Here is a 22,578-nt window from a genome sequence, read left to right on the forward strand (position 1 = left end):
GATGGAATATGTTTGGGCTTTTCTTGTTGGAGGGGCAATCTGTGTAGTGGGTCAATTATTGATGGATATTTTCAAGCTGACACCTGCTCACGTAACTACTTCATTTGTTGTTATTGGAGCTTTTTTAGATGCGTTCGGCATATATGATAACCTTATTAGATTTGCAGGTGCAGGGGCCACTGTTCCTATTACCAGCTTTGGACACTCCTTGCTGCACGGAGCAATGGCGGCAGCTGATGATCATGGATTCATCGGTATAGCCATGGGGATTTTTGAGTTAACTTCTGCAGGGATATCTTCTGCGATACTTTTCGGATTTTTAGTTGCAGTGATCTTCGAACCAAAGGGGTGATTGAGGGTGAAGAAACGGATTATTTTCATAACGGATGGGGATCTCTACGCGCTCCGGGTTGTTGAACATGTTGCCAAGATTATTGGCGGACGATGTATTTCACAGTCCTGGGGAAATCCAACCAAAAAAACCGGTGAAGAACTTGTTGAAATGATCCGTAACACCCCTCATGATCCAGTATTAGTTATGTTTGATGACTGTGGTTTTAAAGGTGAAGGCCCCGGTGAACAGGCGATGAGGATCATTCATAAACAAGAGGATTTTGAAGTCATTGGGGCGGTTGCTGTTGCTTCTAAAACACATTTTGCGGAATGGACAAAGGTTCATTGTTCGATAGACAGATATGGCGAACTAACTGAATATGGCATTGATAAAAGCGGATTACCTGATTTAGAAACAGGGAGGATCAACGGAGACACCGTTTATATATTAGATGAGTTAAATCTTCCCCTTGTTATAGGGATCGGCGATATCGGGAAAATGGCAGGGTACGACTCTGTTGAGAAGGGGGCACCCATTACCTTAAAAGCAATCAATCTTATTCTAGAAAGGAGCGAATCTCTTGGCAGACACAAAGAACAAAGCACCGATAAGTAAAAACATAGAAGTTAATGAAAAGTTCCTAAAAGACCGCCTTGGTATCGGGGTAAGTTTTGATGTAGGAGTAAGGAAAATATTTGTATTAAAAAAAGAACTTCAGCTTTATTACTGTACGGGTCTTTGTGACAGTGAATTTATAATTATGCTGTATCGTGAGCTTATGGACATGGACCATGGTCACCGTTCTCCTGGAAAAGTAAAAGATCTTGTACATAATCATCTTGCTCATCAACAGGTCGAACTTACAAAATCATTAGATGAAGCGGTTGACCGGATGCTATCTGGTCTTATTGCAATTTTCGTTGATGGTGAAGAAGAAGCATTCATCGTTGACGTGAGAAGTTATCCAGGAAGATCTCCTGAAGAGCCAGATATTGAAAAAGTTGTAAGAGGTTCGCGAGACGGATATACAGAAAACATTATTATTAACACTGCTCTTACTAGAAGAAGAATAAGGGATGAAAGGCTCAGGCATGAGATCCTTCAAGTCGGGGAACGTTCGAAAACGGATATCTGCCTTTCCTATATTCAAGATGTAGCAGATCCCGGGTTAGTCGACCTAATTCGAAATGAATTAGGAAAGATTCAGATTGACGGGATACCTATGGCGGACAAAACCATAGAAGAATTTATTGTGAGACAAGGCTGGAATCCGTTCCCGCTTGTGCGTTATACAGAACGTCCTGATGTGGCTGCACAGCATTTGATGGAAGGACACGTCCTCATAATCACAGATACTTCCCCGAGTGTTATTATTACGCCAACTACCCTCTTCCATCACGTTCAGCATGCAGAGGAATACAGACAAACTCCTTTTGTCGGTGCATTTTTACGATGGATTAGATTCATGGGTATACTAGCATCTATTTTCATCGTGCCGATGTGGCTGCTTTTTTCACTAAATAAAGAACTACTTCCACCGTTTATTGATTTCATAGGACCAAACAAAACAACGAACATTCCATTATTTCTGCAGATCATACTGGCTGAAATCGGTATCGATATACTTAGACTAGCGGCTATCCATACCCCAAGTGCACTCTCCACTGCCATGGGGTTGATCGCTGCTGTATTGATCGGACAGATCGCTATTGATGTAGGTCTTTTTGTCCCAGAGGTTATTTTATATGTAGCGATTGCAGCAATTGGATCGTACTCAACACCTAGTTATGAATTGAGTGTGGCCAATAAAGTTCTGAGACTTCTTTTGATCTTTCTCGTAGTGCTCTTCAATGTTCCTGGATTCATGATCGGCGTAACTTTGATCATCATTTATATGAGTAATATAAAAAATTTAAACACACCTTATCTCTGGCCGTTCTTACCTTTTAATCCTAAAGCGTTTTTTCAGATTGTTGTTCGAATCTCGGTACCATCTTCCAAAGTGCGGCCAAGTATTGTTCATCCGCAAAATCCAAGAAAACAGCCGACTAATTAAACTGTCTCTTGTGAATTAAAGTAAATTGTGCTAAAATTCATAACTAATTCAATATATGCCTCATATGAGGTAGAGGCGCAAAACGAATAAGTAGCATATGGAGTTCATGGAAAGCGATGAAATATGTCGAAAGGTCAATTTGCCGAAGTGTAAAAAGATTTCCATTTCTTTTTATGCTGGGCCGTTGTTGAATAAGCAGCGGACTGTCACTACAACAGTAGTGGAGAGCTATTCCGACATGAGGGCACGGTCATGACAGCCTGCCTTAATTGCGGCTGTCTTTTTAATTGTCGGGATTGAATGCTCCATATCATGGAGAGGGGATTAATTGTGAACTTACACGGTACAGCTAAAATCGGAAAAAACAATCATCTGTGGATAGGCGGAACAGATACCGTCGAGCTAGCAAAAAAATATGGCACACCGCTATATCTATATGATGTTGAATTAATACGAACAAGAGCAAGAGGATTCAAGAAAGCATTTGAAGAAAAAGGTGTTGGGTATCAGGTAGCATATGCCAGCAAGGCGTTTTCTTCCATTGCAATCATTCAGCTTATGGATCAAGAAGGTTTAAGTTTGGATGTAGTTTCAGGCGGAGAACTTTATACAGCCCTCCAGGCAGAATTTCCGGCAGAACGTATCCATTTCCATGGCAATAACAAATGCCCTGAAGAATTAGAATTCGCACTTACGGCAGGAGTAGGGTGCATTGTAGTAGATAATTTTTATGAAATTAACCTGTTAAAGACGCTTTGCAGAAAATTAAATAAAACAGTGAAAGTTTTATTGCGTCTGACTCCTGGTATTGAAGCTCATACACATGATTACATCATAACTGGCCAGGAAGATTCGAAATTCGGCTTTGATTTAGGGAGCGGGCAAGCAGATAAAGCTTTAGATGAAGTCCTGGGATCTGAATATTTTGAGGTCCTTGGTATTCACTGTCATATCGGCTCTCAGATCTTTGAAACAGAAGGTTTCACTTTAGCGATCGATAAGCTTTTTAGTCACTTTAAGATTTGGGAAGAAAGATTTAACTATTTTCCTAGCGTTGTAAATCTAGGTGGTGGTTTTGGGATCCAATACACTTCTGAAGACACACCGCTTGAACCAGAGCAGTATGTTTTGGCCATGATCGATGAAGTACAACGCAAAATGGCTGATTTCGATGGGAAATCAATGCCAGAACTTTGGATCGAACCAGGAAGATCACTCGTTGGAGATGCTGGCACAACCATTTACTCAATCGGCTCCCAAAAAGAGATTGAAGGAGTAAGGCATTATGTATCAGTAGATGGAGGTATGACAGATAACATACGCCCAGCCCTGTATCAGGCTAAATATGACGCTTATGTAGCGAATAATATGAACGAAAAGCCTTCACAAACCGTTTCCATTGCAGGGAAGTGCTGTGAGAGTGGAGATATGCTCATTTGGGATCTGGAACTGCCAGAAGTAACGGATCAAGATTATCTAGCTGTATCTTGTACGGGAGCCTATGGCTACAGTATGGCTAATAATTATAACCGAATTCAGCGGCCTGCAGTTGTTTTTGCAGAAAATGGGGAGGATCAGCTTGTTGTTAAACGTGAAACGTATGCAGATTTAATCAGACAAGATATGCCGCTTAAATCGAAGGTTTTTGTTTAAATTAGTTTACGGGGCTGTCATTTCACCGTACAATGGTAGGTGAATGAGACTTAAGGAGGCCTATTTTAAATGAAAAAAGGTTCAATCGAATTTGAAAATGGTGAAAAGATTTTATTTGATCTATATCAAGAGGACGCACCTGGTACAGTAGAAAACTTCGAGAAACTTGCGAACGAAGGATTTTATAATGGTGTTACTTTCCATCGTGTAATCCCTGGTTTCGTAGCACAAGGTGGAGATCCGACTGGAACAGGCGCTGGTGGCCCTGGTTACTCCATTCCTTGTGAAACAGAAGGAAATCCTCACAAACATGTAGCAGGTTCTCTATCTATGGCTCACGCTGGCCGTGATACAGGTGGAAGCCAGTTCTTTATCGTACATGAGCCTCAACCGCATTTAGATGGCGTACACACTGTTTTCGGACAAGTTACTGAAGGAATGGACACAGTTTTACGCATTAAACAAGGCGATGTAATGAAAGAAGTTAAAGTTTGGGAAGAGTAAAAGGAAGAGCCCCGGGAAACCGGGGCTCTTTTTTCGTATTCAATGTCGTTTTTGAAAGTGTTACTTTCCGCTCCAGGTTGTTCGTTTTCCACGGGGCGTGCGGTGAGCCTCCTGCCACTTCGTTCCATTAGGAGTCTCCCCCTGACCGCTCGTCCCGTAGGACAAGGAAGGCTGTGGCAGCGAATCATCGTACGATGAAAATGTGATTTGTCATTTTCGAAGAGTTGGCAACCTTCCGCTCTATGTTAAGTGAATCGTTTTTTATGAAGCTTTTGCTTTTCTCTTTCTTCGATGACAGAAGTTCTGTCTCTTAGTCTATGTTTGTGGATGATGTTCTCGTCTGGATTGCCATGGTTGCCCCAGTCTTCTTCCGTTTTTGCTGTCTTTAAGAGACATACTTCTAATAATTCTGATGTTATTGGAAGTGAGATGGGTTGAAACTCTTTTTGTTGTTGTATATCAAGTTTCCGTTCCTCAATGATATGAAAAAATGGATCGAGTTCGATTCCTAAATTTAGTAAGGCTTTTTTTTCAGTATAAAGCTTTTGGATACCGCTTGTTATCATTCTTTTTGCACCGTTCATATTTCCGCGTCTTTGATGGTAGAGTGCGACAGCGATCTGGATGAGGCCAGGCCAAAGGTTTCCCTTCATACCTTCGTTCTTCCAATGCTCCTCGAGTACTTCATGACATTCAAAAAAGTCTTGATCAACATGAAAATAAATTAAATAGTCTATCCATGCTTCCGGATAATCCAACTTGTGCTCATCCCCTTTTGCGTTTTTACGCTTTAGTTTATCACAGGCTGTTCATCAATAAAAATCAAACTTCTGAAGCGTGAAAATATGATATAATTTTATAATACAAAAAACGTTTAAAACTGGGGAAATGTTATGCAATATAGTGTGAAGCTTGATGGATTTGAAGGTCCGCTTGATTTGCTGCTTCATTTAATTCAAACCTACGAAGTAGATATTTATGATATTCCTGTAGCCATCATTACAGAGCAATACATGCAATATATACACACGATGAAAGAGCTTAAGCTGGATGTTGCCAGTGAATATTTAGTCATGGCTGCAACATTGCTTGCGATAAAAAGCAAGATGCTGTTACCAAAACATGAAGATGATTTTTTCGATCAGCAGATGGAGTTGGGCGTTGAAGAAGATCCAAGAGATGAATTGGTAAGAAGATTGATCGAGTACAGGAAATATAAGTATGCAGCTGATGAACTAAAGGAAAGAGAAGCTGCAAGAAGCTTAGTTTATACGAGAGAACCGATGGATTTAAGTCAGTTTGAAAAAGAAGAGACTGCTCAGCAGGTTACAAACGTAACGCTCTATGACATGCTGCAGGCTATGCAGAAAATCTTTCAGGAAAAAGTGACTCGTGCACCAAAACAGACCACGATTGAACGCCAAGAAATACCCATTGAGACAAGGATGGATCAGATCAAACAGTCACTCCAATCAGTTGGTGGTAAAAGGCGTTTTACAGATCTATTTGAAAAAGGTTCAAAAGAACATGTAGTTGTTACATTTCTGGCGATTTTGGAATTGATGAAAGTGAAAAGTATTAACTGTGAGCAGCAAGACCATTTTAGTGAAATATATATTACCATGATGGAGGAGTAAAAGGATTTGGAACGAAATGAAATAAAAGCAGTGATTGAAGGTTTACTCTTTGTCAGCGGTGATGAAGGGATCGACCGCAAACAAATTGCACAAGTGCTCGAGAAAGAAACCAAGGAGACCGATGAGATTATTAATGAATTGAAAGAGAGCTATCTTTCATCCGACAGAGGGATGACGATCGTAGAATACGCAGGTTCTCTTCAGTTCGTGACGAAACCAGATCATGCTGTTTATTATGAGCGTCTTGTCGAAACCCCTAGTCATTCCACTCTATCACAAGCGGCTCTTGAGACTTTAGCGATTATAGCTTATAAGCAACCGATTACCAGATCAGAGATCGAAGAAGTTAGAGGGGTGAAAACAGAAAAGCCTCTTCAAACTTTGTCTGCAAAAGGGCTAGTTAAGGAAGTCGGAAGAGCTGAGGGAACCGGAAGAGCGATCTTGTACGGAACGACCAAAGCGTTTTTGGATCATTTCGGCCTGCAGTCAATCAAAGAATTGCCTCCTCTCCCTGAAAATATTCAAGAGGAAAGTGTGGAACAGGAGGCAGATTTATTCTTTTCAAAGTTTCAAGAATCTATGTCTTTTGAAGATAACTAAATAAGGGGGTACCTGTTTTGCTGATTCATCATATTGATGGAATTGAATTAGAAAAAGAGAAGCCGAATACATCAGAGGATTTTTTTAACCGCTCAGAAGCAACGTATGAAATAAAAGGTGTAAAACATACTTTTCATCTCCTTTATGTTCGTTATTTTGAAGAAAAACTTGAAGATGAGTTAAAAGAGCACGATTTTTGGAAGCCGCTTCTTCAAAAATATAAAATCCGTGAATTAGCAGCATTAGCAGCACTCAGTAAACATGATTCATATTTGAAAAGAAAACGAGTTTATTTGAATGATTATGAAGAGTTTAAGCGTCTTTTTATGAATCCTGACGAAAAGACAATAACCAATTCTCTAAACTCTTTGAATTAAAATTCAGCAGCCAATCATGGCTGTTTTTTATTTGCGTTTGGGTTTTGTTTTAAATGGCGGGTTAAGGGTAAATTAAAAAATAAGTATAACGAGTCAAAGGAGAGAAATCTTTTGCCCAGAATAGCAGCAGTTGAAACCGTTAATCCACCGCACAAACTATCGCAAACAGAAACCATGGAATTTGCAAGGAATTTATTTCAAGATGCTTTTTCAGATATTGAACGATTATTAAAAGTTTTTCAGAATGGGGAGATTTCATCTAGATATTTTGTAATGCCCATTGAATGGTTTAAGCAGAAGAGAACTTTTCAGGAAAAGAATGATTTATACATAGACTTTGCTACCAATCTCGGAGCAGAATGCATTCAAAAATGTTTAGGGCCGACAGATAATCCTATCGTTCCGTATGAAGAAATTGATGCCATCTTTTATATCTCAAGTTCTGGATTATCAACACCAAGTATCGAAGCTAGAATCATGAATATGCTTCCGTTTTCCTCACATACGAAACGAATACCGATTTGGGGATTAGGATGTGCAGGTGGTGCATCCGGCTTTTCAAGAGCTTTTGACTACTGTAAGGCATATCCGAAAGCTAACGTGCTCGTATTAAGTGTTGAATTATGCAGTCTGACGTTTCAGCATGAGGATTTATCGAAAAGTAATCTTGTAGGGACTTCTTTATTTGCTGATGGCGTTGCTTGTGCGCTCATATGTGGAGATGAATCAGACACTTTACGAACCGAAGAACTACAGCCTTATATTTTAGATACAATGTCCACGTTAAAACCTCATTCAGAAGATGTGATGGGATGGGAGATAAAAGATACTGGTCTTTATGTTGTATTTTCACGTGATATCCCTAACGTCATCCGGACGTGGCTAAAACCAAACGTTGATGAATTCTTAAATCGAAATCAACTTACAGGCGAGCAGATTAAAAATTTTATCGCACATCCAGGAGGTAAGAAAGTTCTTCAGGCATATGTTGATGCTCTTGGCTTGCCTCTTTCTAAAACAGATATTTCACGGGATGTTCTAAAATCAAACGGTAATATGTCTTCTGCAACTGTCTTTTATGTATTAAAGCAGTTTTTGGAGATCGAACAAAGTAAAGGCGATTTAGGCATTATGGCAGCACTCGGTCCTGGCTTCTCATCAGAGCTCTTGCTGGTTGAATGGAGGAAACAACGGTGAATTGGTTTCTCGTATTTTGGATCTTTTTAATCATTCAGAGACTTACTGAAGTGAAAATAGCTAAAAAGAACGAAGAAACGCTTTTATCCATGGGAGCAGTTGAGGCAGGGAGCAGCCATTATAAATGGATGGTCATGATGCATGTCTCTTTCTTCGTCTTTTTATTTTTGGAAGTCATGTTTTTTGGTTCAACTCCTCCTTCATGGTGGTTAGTTCCATTTGTCTTGTTTTTGATAGCCCAAGTTGTCCGTATTTGGGCGATCACCTCATTAGGCATTTATTGGAATACAAAGATTGTCCTGCTTCCCGGTGCTGAAGTTGTAGCTAAAGGACCTTATCGTTTTATAAGACACCCTAATTACTTAGTTGTTTCTTTAGAACTTTTAGTCATCCCTCTCATTTTTGGGGCTTTTGTTTCCGCAATAATATTTACGGTCTTAAACATTTTGATGCTTCGGGTACGAATACCAACAGAAGAAAAAGCACTAATGGAGCTTACGGATTACGAAAATAGACACGGTCAAAAGCAGCGTTTTTTTCCTAGTCAATAATTTAGCGGAAGTAAATCCCATTCATAACCTGTCCCGGTTTGCATAAACTTTTACAAAACACCTAAAGGGCGGGATTTTGAATGAAATATATCATTTCACCTCTTATTTACCTCGTAATATGCTCGCTTATCCTTGCAGTTTTCCCGCAAGAAGCAAAAGCTGAACCTGGAGTATCAGCCAAGGCAGCTGTACTGATGGAACAATCATCGGGAAGGGTCTTATTTGGCCGGAATGAACACCGTCCTATGAGAATCGCAAGTATAACCAAAATAATGACAGCGATCCTTGCAATTGAATCTGGAAAAATGCAGGATACTGTGACTATAACCGAACATGCTGCGAAAACAGAGGGATCTTCTCTCTATTTAAAACCTGGTGAGAAGATCCCCTTAACTGATTTGGTGTACGGTTTGATGCTGCGTTCAGGTAATGATTCGGCTGTTGCCATCGCAGAACATGTGGGTGGAAGTTTAGATGGTTTCGCCTATCTAATGAACCAGAAAGCTGAAGAAATAGGGATGAAACATACTCGCTTTAGAAACCCCCATGGATTAGATACACATGAAGATCATTATTCGACTGCTTATGACATGGCACTTCTGACTAGATATGCCATGAACAATGAGACCTTCAAAGATATTTCGGCAACAAAGGTATACCGTTCCGAGCAAACAGGGGAAAAGTGGGACAGAGTGTGGCGTAACAAAAATAAAATGTTAAAGCTGTATGAGAATTCTACTGGCGGAAAGACAGGCTATACAAAACGTGCAAAAAGAACGTTGGTCTCGACAGCCGAGAAGGATGGAATGGAGCTTATCGCCGTTACTTTAAATGATCCAGATGATTGGGTTGATCATAGAAATATGTTCGAGTGGGGATTTCACTCTTTTAAAATGACGGAGCTGATTAAAGAAGGTAAAGTCTCCAGCATTAAAGATAAGGGTTATAAAGGAAAAGTAGAAGCGAACCGCACTTTTTCATATCCATTGATGAAAGAAGAGATGAAACAGATCTCTTCTTCCATCCAATTATATAAACTCCCTAAATCAGGTGAATGGAAGGAAGAAGATATTCCTAAACCAATAGGTAGGTATTATATAGATTTAAATGATTTAAGAATAGCAGATTTGCCGCTTTATTATGATGGAAAAGCCTTAATCAAACCTTACAAAGATAGTATCTGGACAACATTTAAAGAGATGCTGGACCAGCTTTTCTTTATTGCAAGGGAGCATAAGGGCTTATGGTGAATTATATTTGGATGGGAATGATGGTAGTCGGATTTGTGGTGGCAGCTATAAATGGCAGCATGGATAAGGTGAATGAAGCTATTTTTACAAGTGCTAAAGAAGCGGTAACTTTGAGTTTTGGCATGATAAGTATTTTAGTTTTTTGGCTTGGTATAATGAAAATAGCAGAAAAAGGAGGATTGTTAGAAGTCCTCGCACAACTTTTTCGTCCCATTGTTAAATGGCTTTTTCCGGATATTCCGAAAGATCATCCAGCACAAGGATATATTTTATCTAACATGGCGGCGAACTTGCTTGGACTTGGGAACGCGGCTACACCGATGGGGATAAAAGCGATGGAGCAGCTTAAGATCTTAAATGGTGGAAAGAACGAAGCGAGCCGCTCTATGATTACATTGCTCGCGATTAATACATCAAGCATCACATTAATTCCTACTACAATCATCGCAATACGAATGAGTTATAACTCTCAGTCTCCAACTGATATCGTCGCACCAACACTTTTAGCTACCGCGGTTGCAACAATTGGAGCTATCCTGATCGACAGATATTATTATTACCGCTCTCTGCAAAAGGGAGGTAAATAGATGGATTTTGTTCAATCCTTTTCTGTTTGGTTTATTCCTCTACTAATCGGTTTTATTTTGCTCTATGGAACCTATAAAAAAGTTCCGACTTATGAAACGTTTGTAGAAGGAGGAAAAGAAGGGTTCTCGATCGCGATTAATATTATTCCATTTTTAGTGGGGATGCTGGTAGCTATATCTGTTTTTAGAGCATCAGGAGCATTAGATTATATCATGCTTGCTATGCGTCCCATATTTTCATTGTTTCATATACCAGCAGAAGTTGTTCCGCTTGGGTTAATGAGAACCATTTCTGGGACAGGGGCACTTGGGATGACATCTGATCTTATCGCCACTCACGGACCCGACTCTTTTATTGGCAGACTTGCTTCAACGATACAAGGAAGTACAGATACGACCTTTTATGTACTTACCGTCTATTTTGGAGCAGTCGGTATTAAAAAAATGAAATACGCAGTAAAGGTCGGGCTATTAGCAGATTTAATCGGATTTTTAGCATCAATCGCAGCGATTTCACTCCTTTTTTATAGTTGAACCGAACAAAAAGAGCCATTTTGGCTCTTTTTTACGTTTATCGTGGTTGAGTATTACGAATAATGAAGGTATGATGAGACATGAGGTGAAATGATGGAACGATTGCAAAAAGTGATTGCTCAGAGCGGTATAACTTCTCGAAGAAAAGCAGAGGAATTAATCCGTGAAGGCAAAGTGAAAGTAAACGGAAACGTAGTGACCGAACTGGGAACAAAAGTCGGAACAAAAGATAAGATTGAAGTGAACGAAATTCAAATCCAACGGGAGCAGCCCGTTTATTTTTTGATGTACAAACCTTCTGGAGTTATAACAGCCGTATCCGATGATAAGGGACGTAAAACGGTTGCAGATTATTTCAAAGATATCATCGAACAGCGTGTTTTCCCGGTTGGAAGATTGGATTATGACACTACGGGTGTCCTTATTATGACGAATGACGGAGAATTTGCAAACGTACTGATGCATCCCCGTTACAAGTTGGACAAAGTCTATATCGCTAAAGTGAAAGGTATTCCTCCAAGAGAGAAGATTAAGCAGCTTGAACGAGGAATCCGCCTAGAAGATGGAATGACTGCGCCTGCTAGAGCGAAGGTAACTTCGATCGATAAGAAGAAAGGAACAGCTATTGTAGAGCTAACGATTCATGAAGGAAAGAATCGGCAAGTTAAACGAATGCTTGAAGCGATCGGATGTCCAGTAATGAAGCTAAAGCGTGAAAGATATGGATTTCTTGATCTCAAAGGACTCAATCCAGGCGAATTTAGAGAATTAACTCCACATGAAATAAAACAGCTAAGAAATATGGCTGTCACACAAACGTCAAAAAAAAGCCGTAGATAGGCTTTTTTTTCAAGTTATAGTAAAATGGAAGCGGCTAAAAGGAGCGGATGAAGTTGAAGAAGAAAAGATTTTGGTTTCGCTCTGCTTTGCTTGCCATATTAGTTATCGCGATCGGTTATACAATCTATAACAGTATCTTTGAAGAAAGTGGTACTTACATAAAAAAGGGAGACATCGCTCCTAATTTTGTACTTACTGATCTTAATGGCAATCGGGTTGAACTGGAAGATTATCGTGGTAAGGGAGTCTTCTTGAACTTTTGGGGAACATGGTGCAAGCCTTGTGAACGGGAGATGCCCTATATGCAAAGACAATACGAAACCTATAAAAAACAAGGTGTAGAAATCCTAGCTGTGAATGTTAGTGAAACGAATGTATCCGTAAACAATTTTGCAGATCGTTATCGTTTAACTTTTCCAATACCGATGGATAGACAAAGAGAAGTAACGAAGGCATATGGTATTGGGCCGATCCCAACTACGATTCTAATAGATAAGAACGGAAAAGTGGTGGGACGAACAAGCGAATCACTTTCTGAAAAGAAAATTATTTCCTTTATGGAAAAAATCAAGCCGTAACGGGGTGAAAATATGCAATCAATAACATGTGAATGCGGCCACTCCAATCCATACGGTACAAGTCTTTGCCAAGCCTGTGGGAAACCATTGGATAATGACGTTGAAGTACTATCGAGCATGCGTTATGAAGGAAGTGCCCGACGATCTCAAACTTATAATAAGACGTTTGTAGATCATATTTGGAACTTCTTTTCGTCTGTAAGAGTTGGAGTTTGGTTGATTATACTCATATTGGTCGCTGCTGCTATCGGGACAATATTTCCACAGGAAACGTTTATCCCTCCGAATGTTGATCCTGCGACTCATTATGAAAGCGAATACGGAACATTAGGATTAATTTATTATTTATTAGGTTTTCATAACCTTTATGGATCATGGTGGTTTATCATACTGCTTGGTATGTTGGGGGTTTCTCTTATTATTGCCAGCCTTGACCGAGGTATACCCCTTTATAAAGCACTTAAAACGCAAAGAGTGACAAGACATGATCAATTTATGAAGAAACAGCGCTTGTTCTCGATTAGTAAAGAAGCGGAACTAGATGAGATCAAATATACACTTGAATCATTGCGCTATAAAGTACGAGAAGAAAATGGCAATCTGTTTGCTGAGAAAGGCCGCTTTTCCAGATGGGGTGCGTATGTAAACCATGTGGGATTAATCATTTTCTTACTGGGTGCAATGCTCAGATTCTTTCCGGGCATGTATGTGGATGAAATTTTGTGGGTCAGGGAAGGTGAAAAAGCATCCATACCAGGTACGAAGAGTGATGAAGGACAATATTACTTAGAAAACAAAGAATTTATTCTCGAAATGTATGATAAGAAAGATAAGAAGTTTAATGGTGCACTTAGTTCTGTAAATGGCGAAGTAGCGAAAAACTATCAAAGTAATGTCACATTGTACAAAACAAAGCCCAATCATACGATTGGAGAGGATCCTGAATTAGTCAAAGTACAAGACGGTGAAATTCGAGTAAATGAACCGCTTAAATTCGATTCATTTGCCCTTTATCAGACTGATTTTAAGCTTAATGAATTCTCTAAGATGAGTTTTGAGTTAGAGGAGAAAGCAACTGGCAAGAAGTTTGGAAAACTGACTGTTGACCTGCATGATCCTAAGAAGAAGTATGATTTAAGTAATGGCTATAAAGTTGAGATCGAGGAGTATTTTCCGAACTTTATTCTTAACGAACAAAATCAGCCATCTACCATAAACAACTTGCCGGATAACCCTGCTTTTGTATTCTCAATGTATTCTCCCAAAACGCCAAAAGGCGAAAAAGCTTTCGTAGGTATTCAAAAGAACATTGAAGCTGGTGAGAATCAGTTCAAAATGTCATTTGCAGGCATTGAGACTAAGGATTTAACGGCATTAACAGTTAAGAAAGATCATACGCTGTGGATCATTGCTCTGGGCGGAATCATTTTTATGATCGGTGTTACGCAAGGCTTATATTGGAACTACAGAAGAATTTGGATTAAACAGAATCAAGATGGAGTGTGGGCAGCAGCTCACACGAATAAGAACTGGTATGGCTTGAAGAAAGATCTAGATTTCCTTGTTGACAAAACAGGCATAACGCCATTAGTTGAGAAGGAAACCGATCCGAAATAGATGTACCGTTCGAGCAGGAGGGGTTTAGGATGGCTGAAATAAGCAGTACACTTTTATATGGTGCATTCATCATTTATTTATTTGCTACCCTGTTTTTTGCAATGTCACTTTCAGATAAAAAACATGAAAAAGCAGCTCATACACAAAAATGGGGTAAAATTGGATTCATCACTTCGTGTGTTGGTTTTGCAGCGCAATTAGGGTATTTCATTACACGCTGGATTGCTAGTGGACATGCTCCAGTAAGTAATCTATTTGAATTTACAACGTTCTTTGGAATGATGATGGTTCTTGCATTTATTATTCTTTATGCCATTTACCGTACGAATGGATTGGGTGTTTTTGCGATGCCAGTGGCTCTGCTTGTTATTGCTTATGCAAGTATGTTTCCAAAGGATATCTCACCTCTTATTCCAGCCCTTCAAAGTGACTGGCTGAAGATCCATGTTACGACAGCGGCTTTAGGTGAAGGAATACTTGCGATTTCATTCGTTTCAGGATTAATTTATTTAATTCGTACAGTGGATCAATCTATTTCATCCAAGAAAACGATGTGGATTGAGATCGTTTTATACACTTTGGTAAGTGTAGTAGGTTTCATCGTAATTTCCGCAGCTTTCAAAGGGTTGGGTTATGAAGCAAGCTTTGAAATCATGAACGATCAGAACCAGCCGGAAAAAATTGTTTATGAGATGCCGGTAATTGCAGGACCAGCAAACGGAGAACCATTGGATGATTCTTTCGGTCCTGTTTTTTCAACACCATCATGGATGAATGGTGTAGATGCATCCATTAAATTGAACACGTTTATCTGGTCACTCCTCTCAGGGGCCGTTTTGTATGGGCTCTTAAGAGTTATTTTAAGAAAAAGAATCGGAGCTGCACTTCAGCCGAAGGTGAAGATAAAATCTGAACTTCTCGATGAAATCAGCTATCGAGCAGTAGCGATAGGTTTTCCAATATTTACATTAGGTGCATTGATTTTTGCGATGATCTGGGCACAGGAGGCTTGGTCAAGGTTTTGGGGCTGGGATCCTAAAGAAGTATGGGCACTGATTACTTTCTTGTTCTATGCAGCATATCTCCACTTTAGGCTTTCAAGAGGTTGGCATGGTGAAAAATCTGCATGGCTCTGCGTGTTAGGATTCTGGATCATTACCTTTAATCTGATTGCCGTTAATCTCGTCTTAGTAGGATTACACTCCTATGCATAATAAAAACATTCTTAAAGGTCTCTCTTGATATAAGAGGGACTTTTTTATAAGTAAGAAGAAGTGTATCCTGTTTGTTCCAAGAGTGAAAATTCATGTATGATAGAGACAAGACAGATACGATAAGAAAATTTCTCAATGAATTCATGTGGAGGCTTGAAAATGAATACAGAAGCAAAAATTTTAGTCGTCGATGATGAGGAACGGATTAGAAAATTATTAACGATGTATTTAGAAAGAGAAAACTATGAAGTACATGAAGCAGAAAATGGAGAAGAAGCCCTTCAAATGGCTGTGTCAATTAACTTTGATCTTATTCTGCTAGATTTGATGCTTCCGGGTATGGATGGAATAGAAGTGTGCGAAAAGCTTAGAGAAAAGAAAGCCACTCCAGTTATTATGCTAACTGCTAAAGGCGAAGAGCTGAATAGGATCCAAGGGTTCGAAGCAGGTACGGATGATTATATCGCCAAACCATTCAGTCCAAGGGAAGTGATCTTAAGAGTTAAAGCACTCTTAAGAAGATCTTCACCAACGAAATTCCTCCAAACGGAAACCGTCGCAAAAAATGTAGTGGTATTTAAGCACCTTACGATCGACCATGACGCTCATCGTGTTACAGCAGGTGGAAAAGAAGTCAACTTAACTCCAAAAGAATATGAGTTATTATACTACTTAGCTAAAACACCTGATAAAGTTTACGCTCGTGAGCAGTTATTAAAGGATGTTTGGAACTATGAATTTTTTGGTGATTTAAGAACGGTCGATACACATGTAAAAAGACTGCGTGAGAAATTAAACAAAGTCTCTCCAGATGCAGCCTCAATGATTGCAACAGTATGGGGTGTTGGATATAAATTTGAGGCGGGAAATGAATGATCTGGAGGAGTGTTGTAGGTAAACTCTCAGTAACTATTTTATTGTTGGTATTAGTCGTATTGACTGTACTGACTATATTGCTTACACAGTTTTTTGAGAATTTTTATGATAATCAGGCAAGAGAACAGTTAACGAAAATGGCTGACAGGCTTGTTTTGATTATGGAGAAGGATAAAAATAAAGAAGAAGCGATCAGGATTACAAGTGAAATGGCAGAAGCCTATTCCATGTCCATTATGATTATTGACGAAAATCAGGAATCATTTATCGCCAATCATTCATTCAGCGATGCCCCTTATATACCTGTTTCAGTTTTTAGTGATAACGAAAAGTTATCTTCCGTGGTGGATAAAGAAAAAAAGATCTATTTAAGGGACGAGTTCCCTGTTATCACGAAAGATAAAGAATCTTCGCATACAATGATTCTTTATGGTGAACCCTACGAAACAGAAAACGGCAAAGGCGGCGTATATGTTTACCAATCGATCGAGAATATAACAAAAACAACAAACCATACAAAATACCTTATCTTTCTAGCAGCGGGTATAGCTATTGTACTTACAATCATTTTTGCTTTCTTTTTATCTACTAGAATAACAGCTCCTTTAAGGAAAATGAGAGAAGCTGCTACTTCTATAGCAAAAGGTGAATTCGATATGAAAGTACCCATCTTAACACATGACGAGATCGGTGAACTAGGTATGACCTTTAATAGGATGGGCCGTCAGCTGAAAAACAATATTACCGCGTTGAATCAGGAAAAAGAACAGCTTACAAGTATCTTAAGTTCAATGGCTGATGGTGTTATTACATTTGATAGAAAGATGAATATCCTAGTAACGAATCCCCCTGCTGACCGTTTTTTACAAGCTTTTTATTATGAATCTGGCATGAAGGATGAAGTCGGGGGAAATGTACCAATTGCCGTAACGCAGCTGTTTCAACAGGTGGTTTCACTAGAAAGCGAGCAGATGGCCGAAATCAACCTGCAGGGACGGTCATGGGTGATCGTTATGACCCCTTTATATGACCATTCCGTAATCCGCGGTGCTGTTGCGGTCTTGCGTGATATGACAGAAGAGCGAAGAATGGATAAATTACGTGAAGATTTTGTAGCAAATGTCTCTCATGAACTAAAAACACCTATAGCAATGCTTCAAGGATACAGCGAGGCGATTGTCGATGATGTTGCAGAATCAGAAGAAGAGAAGAAGGAATTAGCAGGGATTATTTTAGATGAGTCAAAAAGGATGGGAAGACTTGTAAATGAATTGCTCGATCTTGCCAGGTTGGAAGCAGGACATATGAAGCTCCATTATTCACATTTAACCATCCATCCATTCGCTGAACGTATCGTAAGAAAATTCCAAGGTCCTGCGAAAGACAGAGACATAAAGCTAACACTTCATATTTCCGGTAACCAAGACGAGATGGATATCGATCCTGATCGAATCGAACAAGTCTTAACGAACTTAATAGATAATGCCATTCGTCATACTTCACATGGAGGAATGGTTCATCTGTCCATTGAATCAACGGATAGTGCTGTTAAGTTTTTCGTAAAAGACAACGGAACAGGAATTAAAGAAGAGGATCTTCCATTTGTTTTTGAACGTTTTTATAAAGGTGATAAAGCAAGAACAAGAGGAAAATCTGGAGGTACGGGTCTTGGACTTGCGATCGCCAGAAACATTGTAGAAGCTCATGGTGGCCAAATTAATGTTCATAGTAAAAATAATGAAGGTACAACATTCTCTTTCCTAATACCTCGAACGGTGAAATAAATTATCATTCTTTCCCGATTAATCTTGTTTCATAAGGAACAAGGACCACTTGAAAAAATAATTTCACAATTTTCTCCAGTCGGTTATAATGAAGTGGGAAAGAAAATTTCATAAGTGTTTAAACAGGTGCTGTCCATATTGGACATGCATAATAGGGAAAACGGTTAAATTCCGTTGCGGTCCCGCCACTGTAATTGTGAGAAACCTAATTGATCTGCCACTGTGAAAACGGGAAGGCGTTAGGGGACGATGATCAAGAGCCAGGAGACCTGCCTGTTTTGTACATGACATGACCTACGAGGATAGGGGGGTGTTAAAGCAGTGCCAATTGGCCGCTGTTTTCTGCCTATATACCATTTATCAATCTCCTTCGTAGTAGAAGGGGATTTTTTTTGGTTCAAAACACAAAAGTAAAAAAAGATCGTTAGACAAGAAAGAGGTATTAGGATGAAAAAACTTATTTTAGTATTTATTGCACTGATGATGTTAATGGCTGGCTGTGGAACAACAGAGACAAAGAAAGTTTCTGATCAGCCAAAAACGGAAGAAAATAAAAAAGAACAAATAACCGTTCAAATCACAAAAGATAATGGCAAAGAGAAGGTTGCAGAAAAGGAAGTAGACATTACAGAAGAAACAAATGTAATGGATGTTATGAAGGGAAATTTCAAGGTAGAAACACAATTTGATGATTCCTTTATCAGCAGTATTGAAGGGATTGCTGGAAATGAACAGGATAAGACATCATGGTTCTTTTCTGTTAATGGTGAAGAGGCTATGAAGGGTGCGAAAGAAATCACATTGAAACCTGGTGATACTGTTGAATTTGACTTCCACAAGTATGAGTAAGCTTACGATCAGAAGAATTACGATACTTGCAATGCTTGCAGCCCTCTTAACAGTAGGACGCATCACATTTACGATGATACCAAACGTTCAGCCTAACACTACGATCCTCATACTAGCATCGTTTGTACTCGGACCTGTTCAAGGGGTTATTCTAGCGATATTGAGCACATTAACTACCAACTTTTTTTTAGGTCATGGTATATGGACGTTCGGTCAGATGATCGCTTGGGGAATCATTGCCGTAATGAGCGGGCTCCTCGGAAAATATCGTCACAGGATTCCTTGGTGGATCATGAGTGTATATGCAAGCTTCTGCGGTTTTCTGTTCGGTTTCATTATGTCGGTATTAATGGGAGGGGTTCTTACTCAAAAGTTCTGGCCATATTACCTGGCAAGTCTTCCGTTTGATTTAAACCATGCGGTTGGAAATTTCGTATTCTTTGTCGTGTTATACAAACCGCTCTTATATATCATGGAGAAGCAGATCAACAACAATATCGACAAAAACGCCGCCTATTAAAGGCGGTTTTTTTTTGCGCTAATAACGTCTATGGAATCTGCAGTAATTCGATACAAGAGAATTTTTGAAAATGGAGTTCAAAAATATGATTCTTTGAATAGGATAGTAAAGTTGATTCTTAACATGAGGAGGACAAAATGAGAGACTATCTGAATCGTATTTTTGCGGTGTTATTTTTAACCCTATGTATAAGTGTGCTTTTTATCGGCGGTAAACTTGGAGCTTAAATACTTGATTGAAAGTGGAATTCGTGTTTACATATGGTAAAACATTTGTAAAAGGAGACCAATATGCTGACGGATTACCATGCTCATCTTGAAAAAGGCACTTTAACAATTGATTACCTAACGAAATTTGTGGAGACAGCAAAAGAAAAAGGAATCGAGGAATTTGGGATTTCTGAACATGCTTATCATTTCTATGAAACAAAAAACATTGTTTCAAAGCCATGGATGGAAGAAAGACGTTATTATGCGATGGATGATTACGTAGACCTGTTTAAAAAGGCTGATAAGTTAGATCTTGACGTAAGAATGTCGATTGAAATGGACTATACGCCGGGAAGTCACGAGGAAATGGCATCCTTCATTTCCTCTTATCCCTTTGATTACGTTATCGGTTCTGTTCACTGGGTCGATGATTTTGGAATCGATCTTGCTGAATTCAGAAAAGAATGGGATCGAAGAGATCTGTTCGAAACATATAGAGCGTATTACGATCAAATCATAACGCTTGCGCAATCGAATCTTTTTGATATAGTCGGCCATATTGACTTAGTGAAAATTTTCAATTATGTTCCAAAGGATGAAGAATTTTTAATGGAGCAGTACGAAAGGGTGACAGACGCTTTAAAAGATTCAAAAACATGCGTAGAGATCTCGTCAGCAGGTCTGCGCAAACCTTGCGGAAGGTTATATCCCGAACCTGAGCTGCTTTCACTCTGTTATAAAAAAGGGATTCCTATCGTATTATCTTCTGATGCTCACGAACCTCATCAAGTAGGGGAAAACTATGAATCTTCAATCGAACTGGCTAAAAAAACAGGATACACTACACTTATGACTTTTAAAGATGGTAAAAGGAAAGAAGTAGAATTAGGATAAAGAAAAAACTTGGCTTATTATGAGCCAAGTTTTTTAGTGTAGTCATTATAGATCTAGCGGCTTACACACGAGTAAGTCTTCGATGGTCAGCAGTTCTTTTTGAATCTCTTCTGGCAGCTGAGTATCAAATGTTAATACCATCATTGCCTCACCGCCTACAGATTTTCTTCCTACGTGCATCGTTGCGATATTAATATGTCGTTCTCCTAAAAAGGCCCCAACTTTTCCTATAATTCCAGGTGTATCGCGGTGCTCAACATATAAGAGGGAGCCTTGAGGAACAAAGTCAACAGTGTATCCGTTTAATTGGATAATGCGTCCGCCGAACCCTTTAACTAATGTCGCGGATAATGTGAAGGTCCTGTTTTGTCCAGTGACTTTTACATGAATGATGTTCGGGTAGCCATAATCGTCGGTTCCACGTTTTTCTCCTACGACGATGCCGCGTTCGTTAGCTGCTACCATGCTATTGACATCATTAACAGGTCTGCCGAGCCTTGTTTTTAAAAAACCGCAAAGAAAGCTTCTGGTTAGTGATGTTGTATCCGTTTCAGACAGTGATCCGCCATAGCCGATGGAAATTTCGGTGACTGGTTCTTTAAAAAATTGTGTAGTAAAAGAACCAAGAATTTGTGAAAAATCGTAATAAGCAATAAGCTTTTCATAAGTATCTTTTGATAATGACGGGAAGTTTACAGCATGTTTTAATGGTTTGTTTAAAATAAATGATTTAATCTCATCACTTGCCATATAAGCTACATTCTTTTGAGCCTCTATAGTTGAAGCGGCAATGTGGGGAGTAACGATAACATTTGGGTGATCAATCAATGAACGGTTAACAGGAGGCTCTTGTTCAAACACATCCAAAGCACATCCAGATAGATGGTCAATGTTCAGATAGTGTAGAAGAGCTTCTTCATCAATGATTCCGCCACGGGCACAGTTGAGTATGTAAGCGCCCTTTTTTGTGTGTTTCAGGTTATCATAATTTAAGAGTTTGCGAGTGTCTTTAGTAAGCGGAGTATGAACGGTAATAATATCACTCTTTTGAATAAGTGTATCAAGGTCTACGGATGTAACAGATAATTCTTTTTGTTTTTCCAAGGAGAAATAAGGATCGAAAACAAGTACGTTCATAGAAAAGCTTTTTGCACGTTTTGCGAGTTCAGAACCAATCCGGCCCATTCCAATAATACCAAGTGTTTTCTGATAAAGTTCCTGGCCCAAATATTTTTTTCGATTCCATTCACCGCTTTTTACAGATTGATTGGCTTGCGGAATGTTGCGTACCAAAGACATCATCATAGCCCAAGTATGTTCAGCGGTTGAGATCGTATTTCCTTCAGGAGCATTGACGACCAAAACTCCTTTTTTTGTAGCAGCTGTAAGGTCTATATTATCAACACCAACTCCGGCACGGGCAATAATTTTCAAGCCTGAGAACTTTTCAAGGACCGGTTCGGTAATCTTCGTGGCACTTCTGACCATTATTCCATCGATCGCTTCAGGATTTTCTACATCATCAATCTTTCCGAAGATGAGTTCTACCCCTTCAAGGTTTTCTAAAGGTTCAATACCCTCTCTTTTAATGCCATCACAAACTAAAACGGTTGCTGTCACGTTTTCCACCCCTCAGATTCTTTATAAGTTGCATCAATATTTTGATAATTTAACACATTCTTCATAAGGGTACAACCATGTTTTTTAAGATAGCGTTTTCATTTAAAAAAGAAACTAATTGACAATGATAATCATCCTTAATAAAATAAAAAAAGCCCTCTTTAAAAGAGGGCTCAGAACGTAGACAAACCCCATTTCAACTTTGTTGAAAATGGGGTTTGTGTTGTTTTTAAGTATTATTTTTGAATAAACACACCTGGATTAAACTGGACATGGCCCTCGCCATGTCCAGTTTGC

24 protein-coding genes and 2 riboswitches are annotated in these 22,578 nt (G+C 39.2%); of the genes, 22 read left to right on the top strand and 2 right to left on the bottom strand.

Annotation, left to right across the window (positions count from 1 at the left end; translation table 11 throughout):
- Nucleotide 1: 1 nt before the first annotated feature.
- From spoVAE to M3206_RS15410, 5 genes are all read left to right on the top strand, one after another.
- A complete protein-coding gene (gene spoVAE / locus M3206_RS15390; protein ID WP_251313419.1) occupies nt 2-352 on the top strand; it encodes a stage V sporulation protein AE in 351 nt (116 codons plus the stop codon).
- Complete coding sequence (locus tag M3206_RS15395; protein ID WP_251313420.1) at nt 353-949, top strand: stage V sporulation protein AE; 597 nt, start codon at nt 353-355, stop codon at nt 947-949.
- The gene (locus M3206_RS15400) at nt 915-2,390 is read left to right on the top strand and encodes a spore germination protein (RefSeq protein WP_251313421.1); all 1,476 of its coding nucleotides are present in this window, start codon (nt 915-917) and stop codon (nt 2,388-2,390) included. The genes M3206_RS15395 and M3206_RS15400 overlap by 35 nt, the downstream gene beginning before the upstream one ends.
- A 62-nt stretch (nt 2,391-2,452) precedes the next feature.
- Nucleotides 2,453-2,629: riboswitch (Lysine riboswitch) on the top strand.
- A 91-nt stretch (nt 2,630-2,720) separates the two neighbouring features.
- The gene (gene lysA, locus M3206_RS15405; RefSeq protein WP_251313422.1) at nt 2,721-4,043 is read left to right on the top strand and encodes a diaminopimelate decarboxylase; all 1,323 of its coding nucleotides are present in this window, start codon (nt 2,721-2,723) and stop codon (nt 4,041-4,043) included.
- A gap of 69 nt (nt 4,044-4,112) precedes the next feature.
- Nucleotides 4,113-4,547, top strand: a complete 435-nt coding sequence (locus tag M3206_RS15410) for a peptidylprolyl isomerase (protein WP_251313423.1) — start codon at nt 4,113-4,115, stop codon at nt 4,545-4,547.
- 245 nt (nt 4,548-4,792) lie between these two features.
- Here M3206_RS15410 and M3206_RS15415 read toward each other — a convergent pair whose 3' ends face one another.
- Nucleotides 4,793-5,305 (bottom strand): DUF309 domain-containing protein, encoded by a 513-nt coding sequence (locus tag M3206_RS15415; protein ID WP_251313424.1) that lies wholly within the window; start codon nt 5,303-5,305, stop codon nt 4,793-4,795.
- Between the two features lie 135 nt (nt 5,306-5,440).
- Between M3206_RS15415 and M3206_RS15420 the strand changes: the two genes are divergently transcribed.
- The 17 genes from M3206_RS15420 to M3206_RS15500 all read left to right on the top strand — a co-directional run bounded on the left by M3206_RS15420 (nt 5,441) and on the right by M3206_RS15500 (nt 20,661).
- Entirely contained in the window at nt 5,441-6,184 is a 744-nt protein-coding gene (locus M3206_RS15420; RefSeq protein WP_251313425.1) for a segregation/condensation protein A, read from the top strand.
- 6 nt (nt 6,185-6,190) lie between these two features.
- Nucleotides 6,191-6,784, top strand: a complete 594-nt coding sequence (scpB, locus tag M3206_RS15425; RefSeq protein WP_251313426.1) for an SMC-Scp complex subunit ScpB — start codon at nt 6,191-6,193, stop codon at nt 6,782-6,784.
- 17 nt (nt 6,785-6,801) lie between these two features.
- Entirely contained in the window at nt 6,802-7,161 is a 360-nt protein-coding gene (locus tag M3206_RS15430; RefSeq protein ID WP_251313427.1) for a hypothetical protein, read from the top strand.
- 111 nt (nt 7,162-7,272) lie between these two features.
- Nucleotides 7,273-8,358 (top strand): type III polyketide synthase, encoded by a 1,086-nt coding sequence (locus M3206_RS15435; RefSeq protein ID WP_251313428.1) that lies wholly within the window; start codon nt 7,273-7,275, stop codon nt 8,356-8,358.
- Complete coding sequence (locus M3206_RS15440; protein WP_251313429.1) at nt 8,355-8,909, top strand: isoprenylcysteine carboxyl methyltransferase family protein; 555 nt, start codon at nt 8,355-8,357, stop codon at nt 8,907-8,909. The genes M3206_RS15435 and M3206_RS15440 overlap by 4 nt, the downstream gene beginning before the upstream one ends.
- An 80-nt stretch (nt 8,910-8,989) precedes the next feature.
- On the top strand, nt 8,990-10,159 hold the full coding sequence (locus tag M3206_RS15445) for a D-alanyl-D-alanine carboxypeptidase family protein (RefSeq protein WP_251313430.1): 1,170 nt from the start codon (nt 8,990-8,992) through the stop codon (nt 10,157-10,159).
- Nucleotides 10,153-10,746, top strand: a complete 594-nt coding sequence (locus M3206_RS15450) for a nucleoside recognition domain-containing protein (protein ID WP_251313431.1) — start codon at nt 10,153-10,155, stop codon at nt 10,744-10,746. The genes M3206_RS15445 and M3206_RS15450 overlap by 7 nt, the downstream gene beginning before the upstream one ends.
- On the top strand, nt 10,747-11,280 hold the full coding sequence (locus M3206_RS15455) for a spore maturation protein (protein ID WP_251313432.1): 534 nt from the start codon (nt 10,747-10,749) through the stop codon (nt 11,278-11,280).
- 93 nt (nt 11,281-11,373) lie between these two features.
- Complete coding sequence (locus M3206_RS15460) at nt 11,374-12,120, top strand: pseudouridine synthase (RefSeq protein ID WP_251313433.1); 747 nt, start codon at nt 11,374-11,376, stop codon at nt 12,118-12,120.
- Nucleotides 12,121-12,167: 47 nt separating this feature from the next.
- Complete coding sequence (gene resA, locus M3206_RS15465) at nt 12,168-12,698, top strand: thiol-disulfide oxidoreductase ResA (RefSeq protein WP_251313434.1); 531 nt, start codon at nt 12,168-12,170, stop codon at nt 12,696-12,698.
- 12 nt (nt 12,699-12,710) lie between these two features.
- Nucleotides 12,711-14,315, top strand: a complete 1,605-nt coding sequence (gene resB / locus M3206_RS15470) for a cytochrome c biogenesis protein ResB (RefSeq protein ID WP_251313435.1) — start codon at nt 12,711-12,713, stop codon at nt 14,313-14,315.
- 29 nt (nt 14,316-14,344) lie between these two features.
- Complete coding sequence (gene ccsB, locus M3206_RS15475; RefSeq protein WP_251313436.1) at nt 14,345-15,529, top strand: c-type cytochrome biogenesis protein CcsB; 1,185 nt, start codon at nt 14,345-14,347, stop codon at nt 15,527-15,529.
- A gap of 159 nt (nt 15,530-15,688) precedes the next feature.
- A complete protein-coding gene (locus tag M3206_RS15480) occupies nt 15,689-16,405 on the top strand; it encodes a response regulator transcription factor (RefSeq protein WP_066290571.1) in 717 nt (238 codons plus the stop codon).
- Nucleotides 16,402-18,189: an ATP-binding protein gene (locus M3206_RS15485; protein ID WP_251313437.1), complete on the top strand. Its 1,788-nt coding sequence runs from the start codon at nt 16,402-16,404 to the stop codon at nt 18,187-18,189. The genes M3206_RS15480 and M3206_RS15485 overlap by 4 nt, the downstream gene beginning before the upstream one ends.
- Before the next feature lie 107 nt (nt 18,190-18,296).
- A riboswitch (cobalamin riboswitch) is annotated at nt 18,297-18,480 on the top strand.
- Nucleotides 18,481-18,636: 156 nt separating this feature from the next.
- Complete coding sequence (locus tag M3206_RS15490) at nt 18,637-19,038, top strand: DUF4430 domain-containing protein (protein WP_251313438.1); 402 nt, start codon at nt 18,637-18,639, stop codon at nt 19,036-19,038.
- Nucleotides 19,010-19,558, top strand: a complete 549-nt coding sequence (locus tag M3206_RS15495) for an ECF transporter S component (protein WP_251313439.1) — start codon at nt 19,010-19,012, stop codon at nt 19,556-19,558. Before M3206_RS15490 ends, M3206_RS15495 begins: the two co-directional genes overlap by 29 nt.
- Nucleotides 19,559-19,848: 290 nt before the next feature.
- Complete coding sequence (locus tag M3206_RS15500; RefSeq protein WP_251313440.1) at nt 19,849-20,661, top strand: histidinol-phosphatase; 813 nt, start codon at nt 19,849-19,851, stop codon at nt 20,659-20,661.
- 45 nt (nt 20,662-20,706) lie between these two features.
- Here M3206_RS15500 and serA read toward each other — a convergent pair whose 3' ends face one another.
- Nucleotides 20,707-22,281, bottom strand: coding sequence for a phosphoglycerate dehydrogenase (gene serA / locus M3206_RS15505; RefSeq protein ID WP_251313441.1), 1,575 nt, complete (start codon nt 22,279-22,281; stop codon nt 20,707-20,709).
- Nucleotides 22,282-22,578 lie beyond the last annotated feature (297 nt).

It is taken from the genome of Fictibacillus phosphorivorans, from assembly GCF_023715845.1.
Lineage (GTDB): Bacteria > Bacillota > Bacilli > Bacillales > Fictibacillaceae > Fictibacillus > Fictibacillus phosphorivorans_D.

Coding starts and splice junctions, on each gene's coding strand:
- spoVAE (WP_251313419.1), top strand. CDS start 2: ATGGAATATGTTTGGGCTTTTCTTGTTGGAGGGGCAATCTGTGTAGTG.
- resB (WP_251313435.1), top strand. CDS start 12,711: ATGCAATCAATAACATGTGAATGCGGCCACTCCAATCCATACGGTACA.
- M3206_RS15500 (WP_251313440.1), top strand. CDS start 19,849: ATGCTGACGGATTACCATGCTCATCTTGAAAAAGGCACTTTAACAATT.
- M3206_RS15445 (WP_251313430.1), top strand. CDS start 8,990: ATGAAATATATCATTTCACCTCTTATTTACCTCGTAATATGCTCGCTT.
- M3206_RS15455 (WP_251313432.1), top strand. CDS start 10,747: ATGGATTTTGTTCAATCCTTTTCTGTTTGGTTTATTCCTCTACTAATC.
- M3206_RS15450 (WP_251313431.1), top strand. CDS start 10,153: ATGGTGAATTATATTTGGATGGGAATGATGGTAGTCGGATTTGTGGTG.
- M3206_RS15460 (WP_251313433.1), top strand. CDS start 11,374: ATGGAACGATTGCAAAAAGTGATTGCTCAGAGCGGTATAACTTCTCGA.
- M3206_RS15410 (WP_251313423.1), top strand. CDS start 4,113: ATGAAAAAAGGTTCAATCGAATTTGAAAATGGTGAAAAGATTTTATTT.
- resA (WP_251313434.1), top strand. CDS start 12,168: ATGAAGTTGAAGAAGAAAAGATTTTGGTTTCGCTCTGCTTTGCTTGCC.
- M3206_RS15490 (WP_251313438.1), top strand. CDS start 18,637: ATGAAAAAACTTATTTTAGTATTTATTGCACTGATGATGTTAATGGCT.
- M3206_RS15420 (WP_251313425.1), top strand. CDS start 5,441: ATGCAATATAGTGTGAAGCTTGATGGATTTGAAGGTCCGCTTGATTTG.
- M3206_RS15485 (WP_251313437.1), top strand. CDS start 16,402: ATGATCTGGAGGAGTGTTGTAGGTAAACTCTCAGTAACTATTTTATTG.
- M3206_RS15480 (WP_066290571.1), top strand. CDS start 15,689: ATGAATACAGAAGCAAAAATTTTAGTCGTCGATGATGAGGAACGGATT.
- ccsB (WP_251313436.1), top strand. CDS start 14,345: ATGGCTGAAATAAGCAGTACACTTTTATATGGTGCATTCATCATTTAT.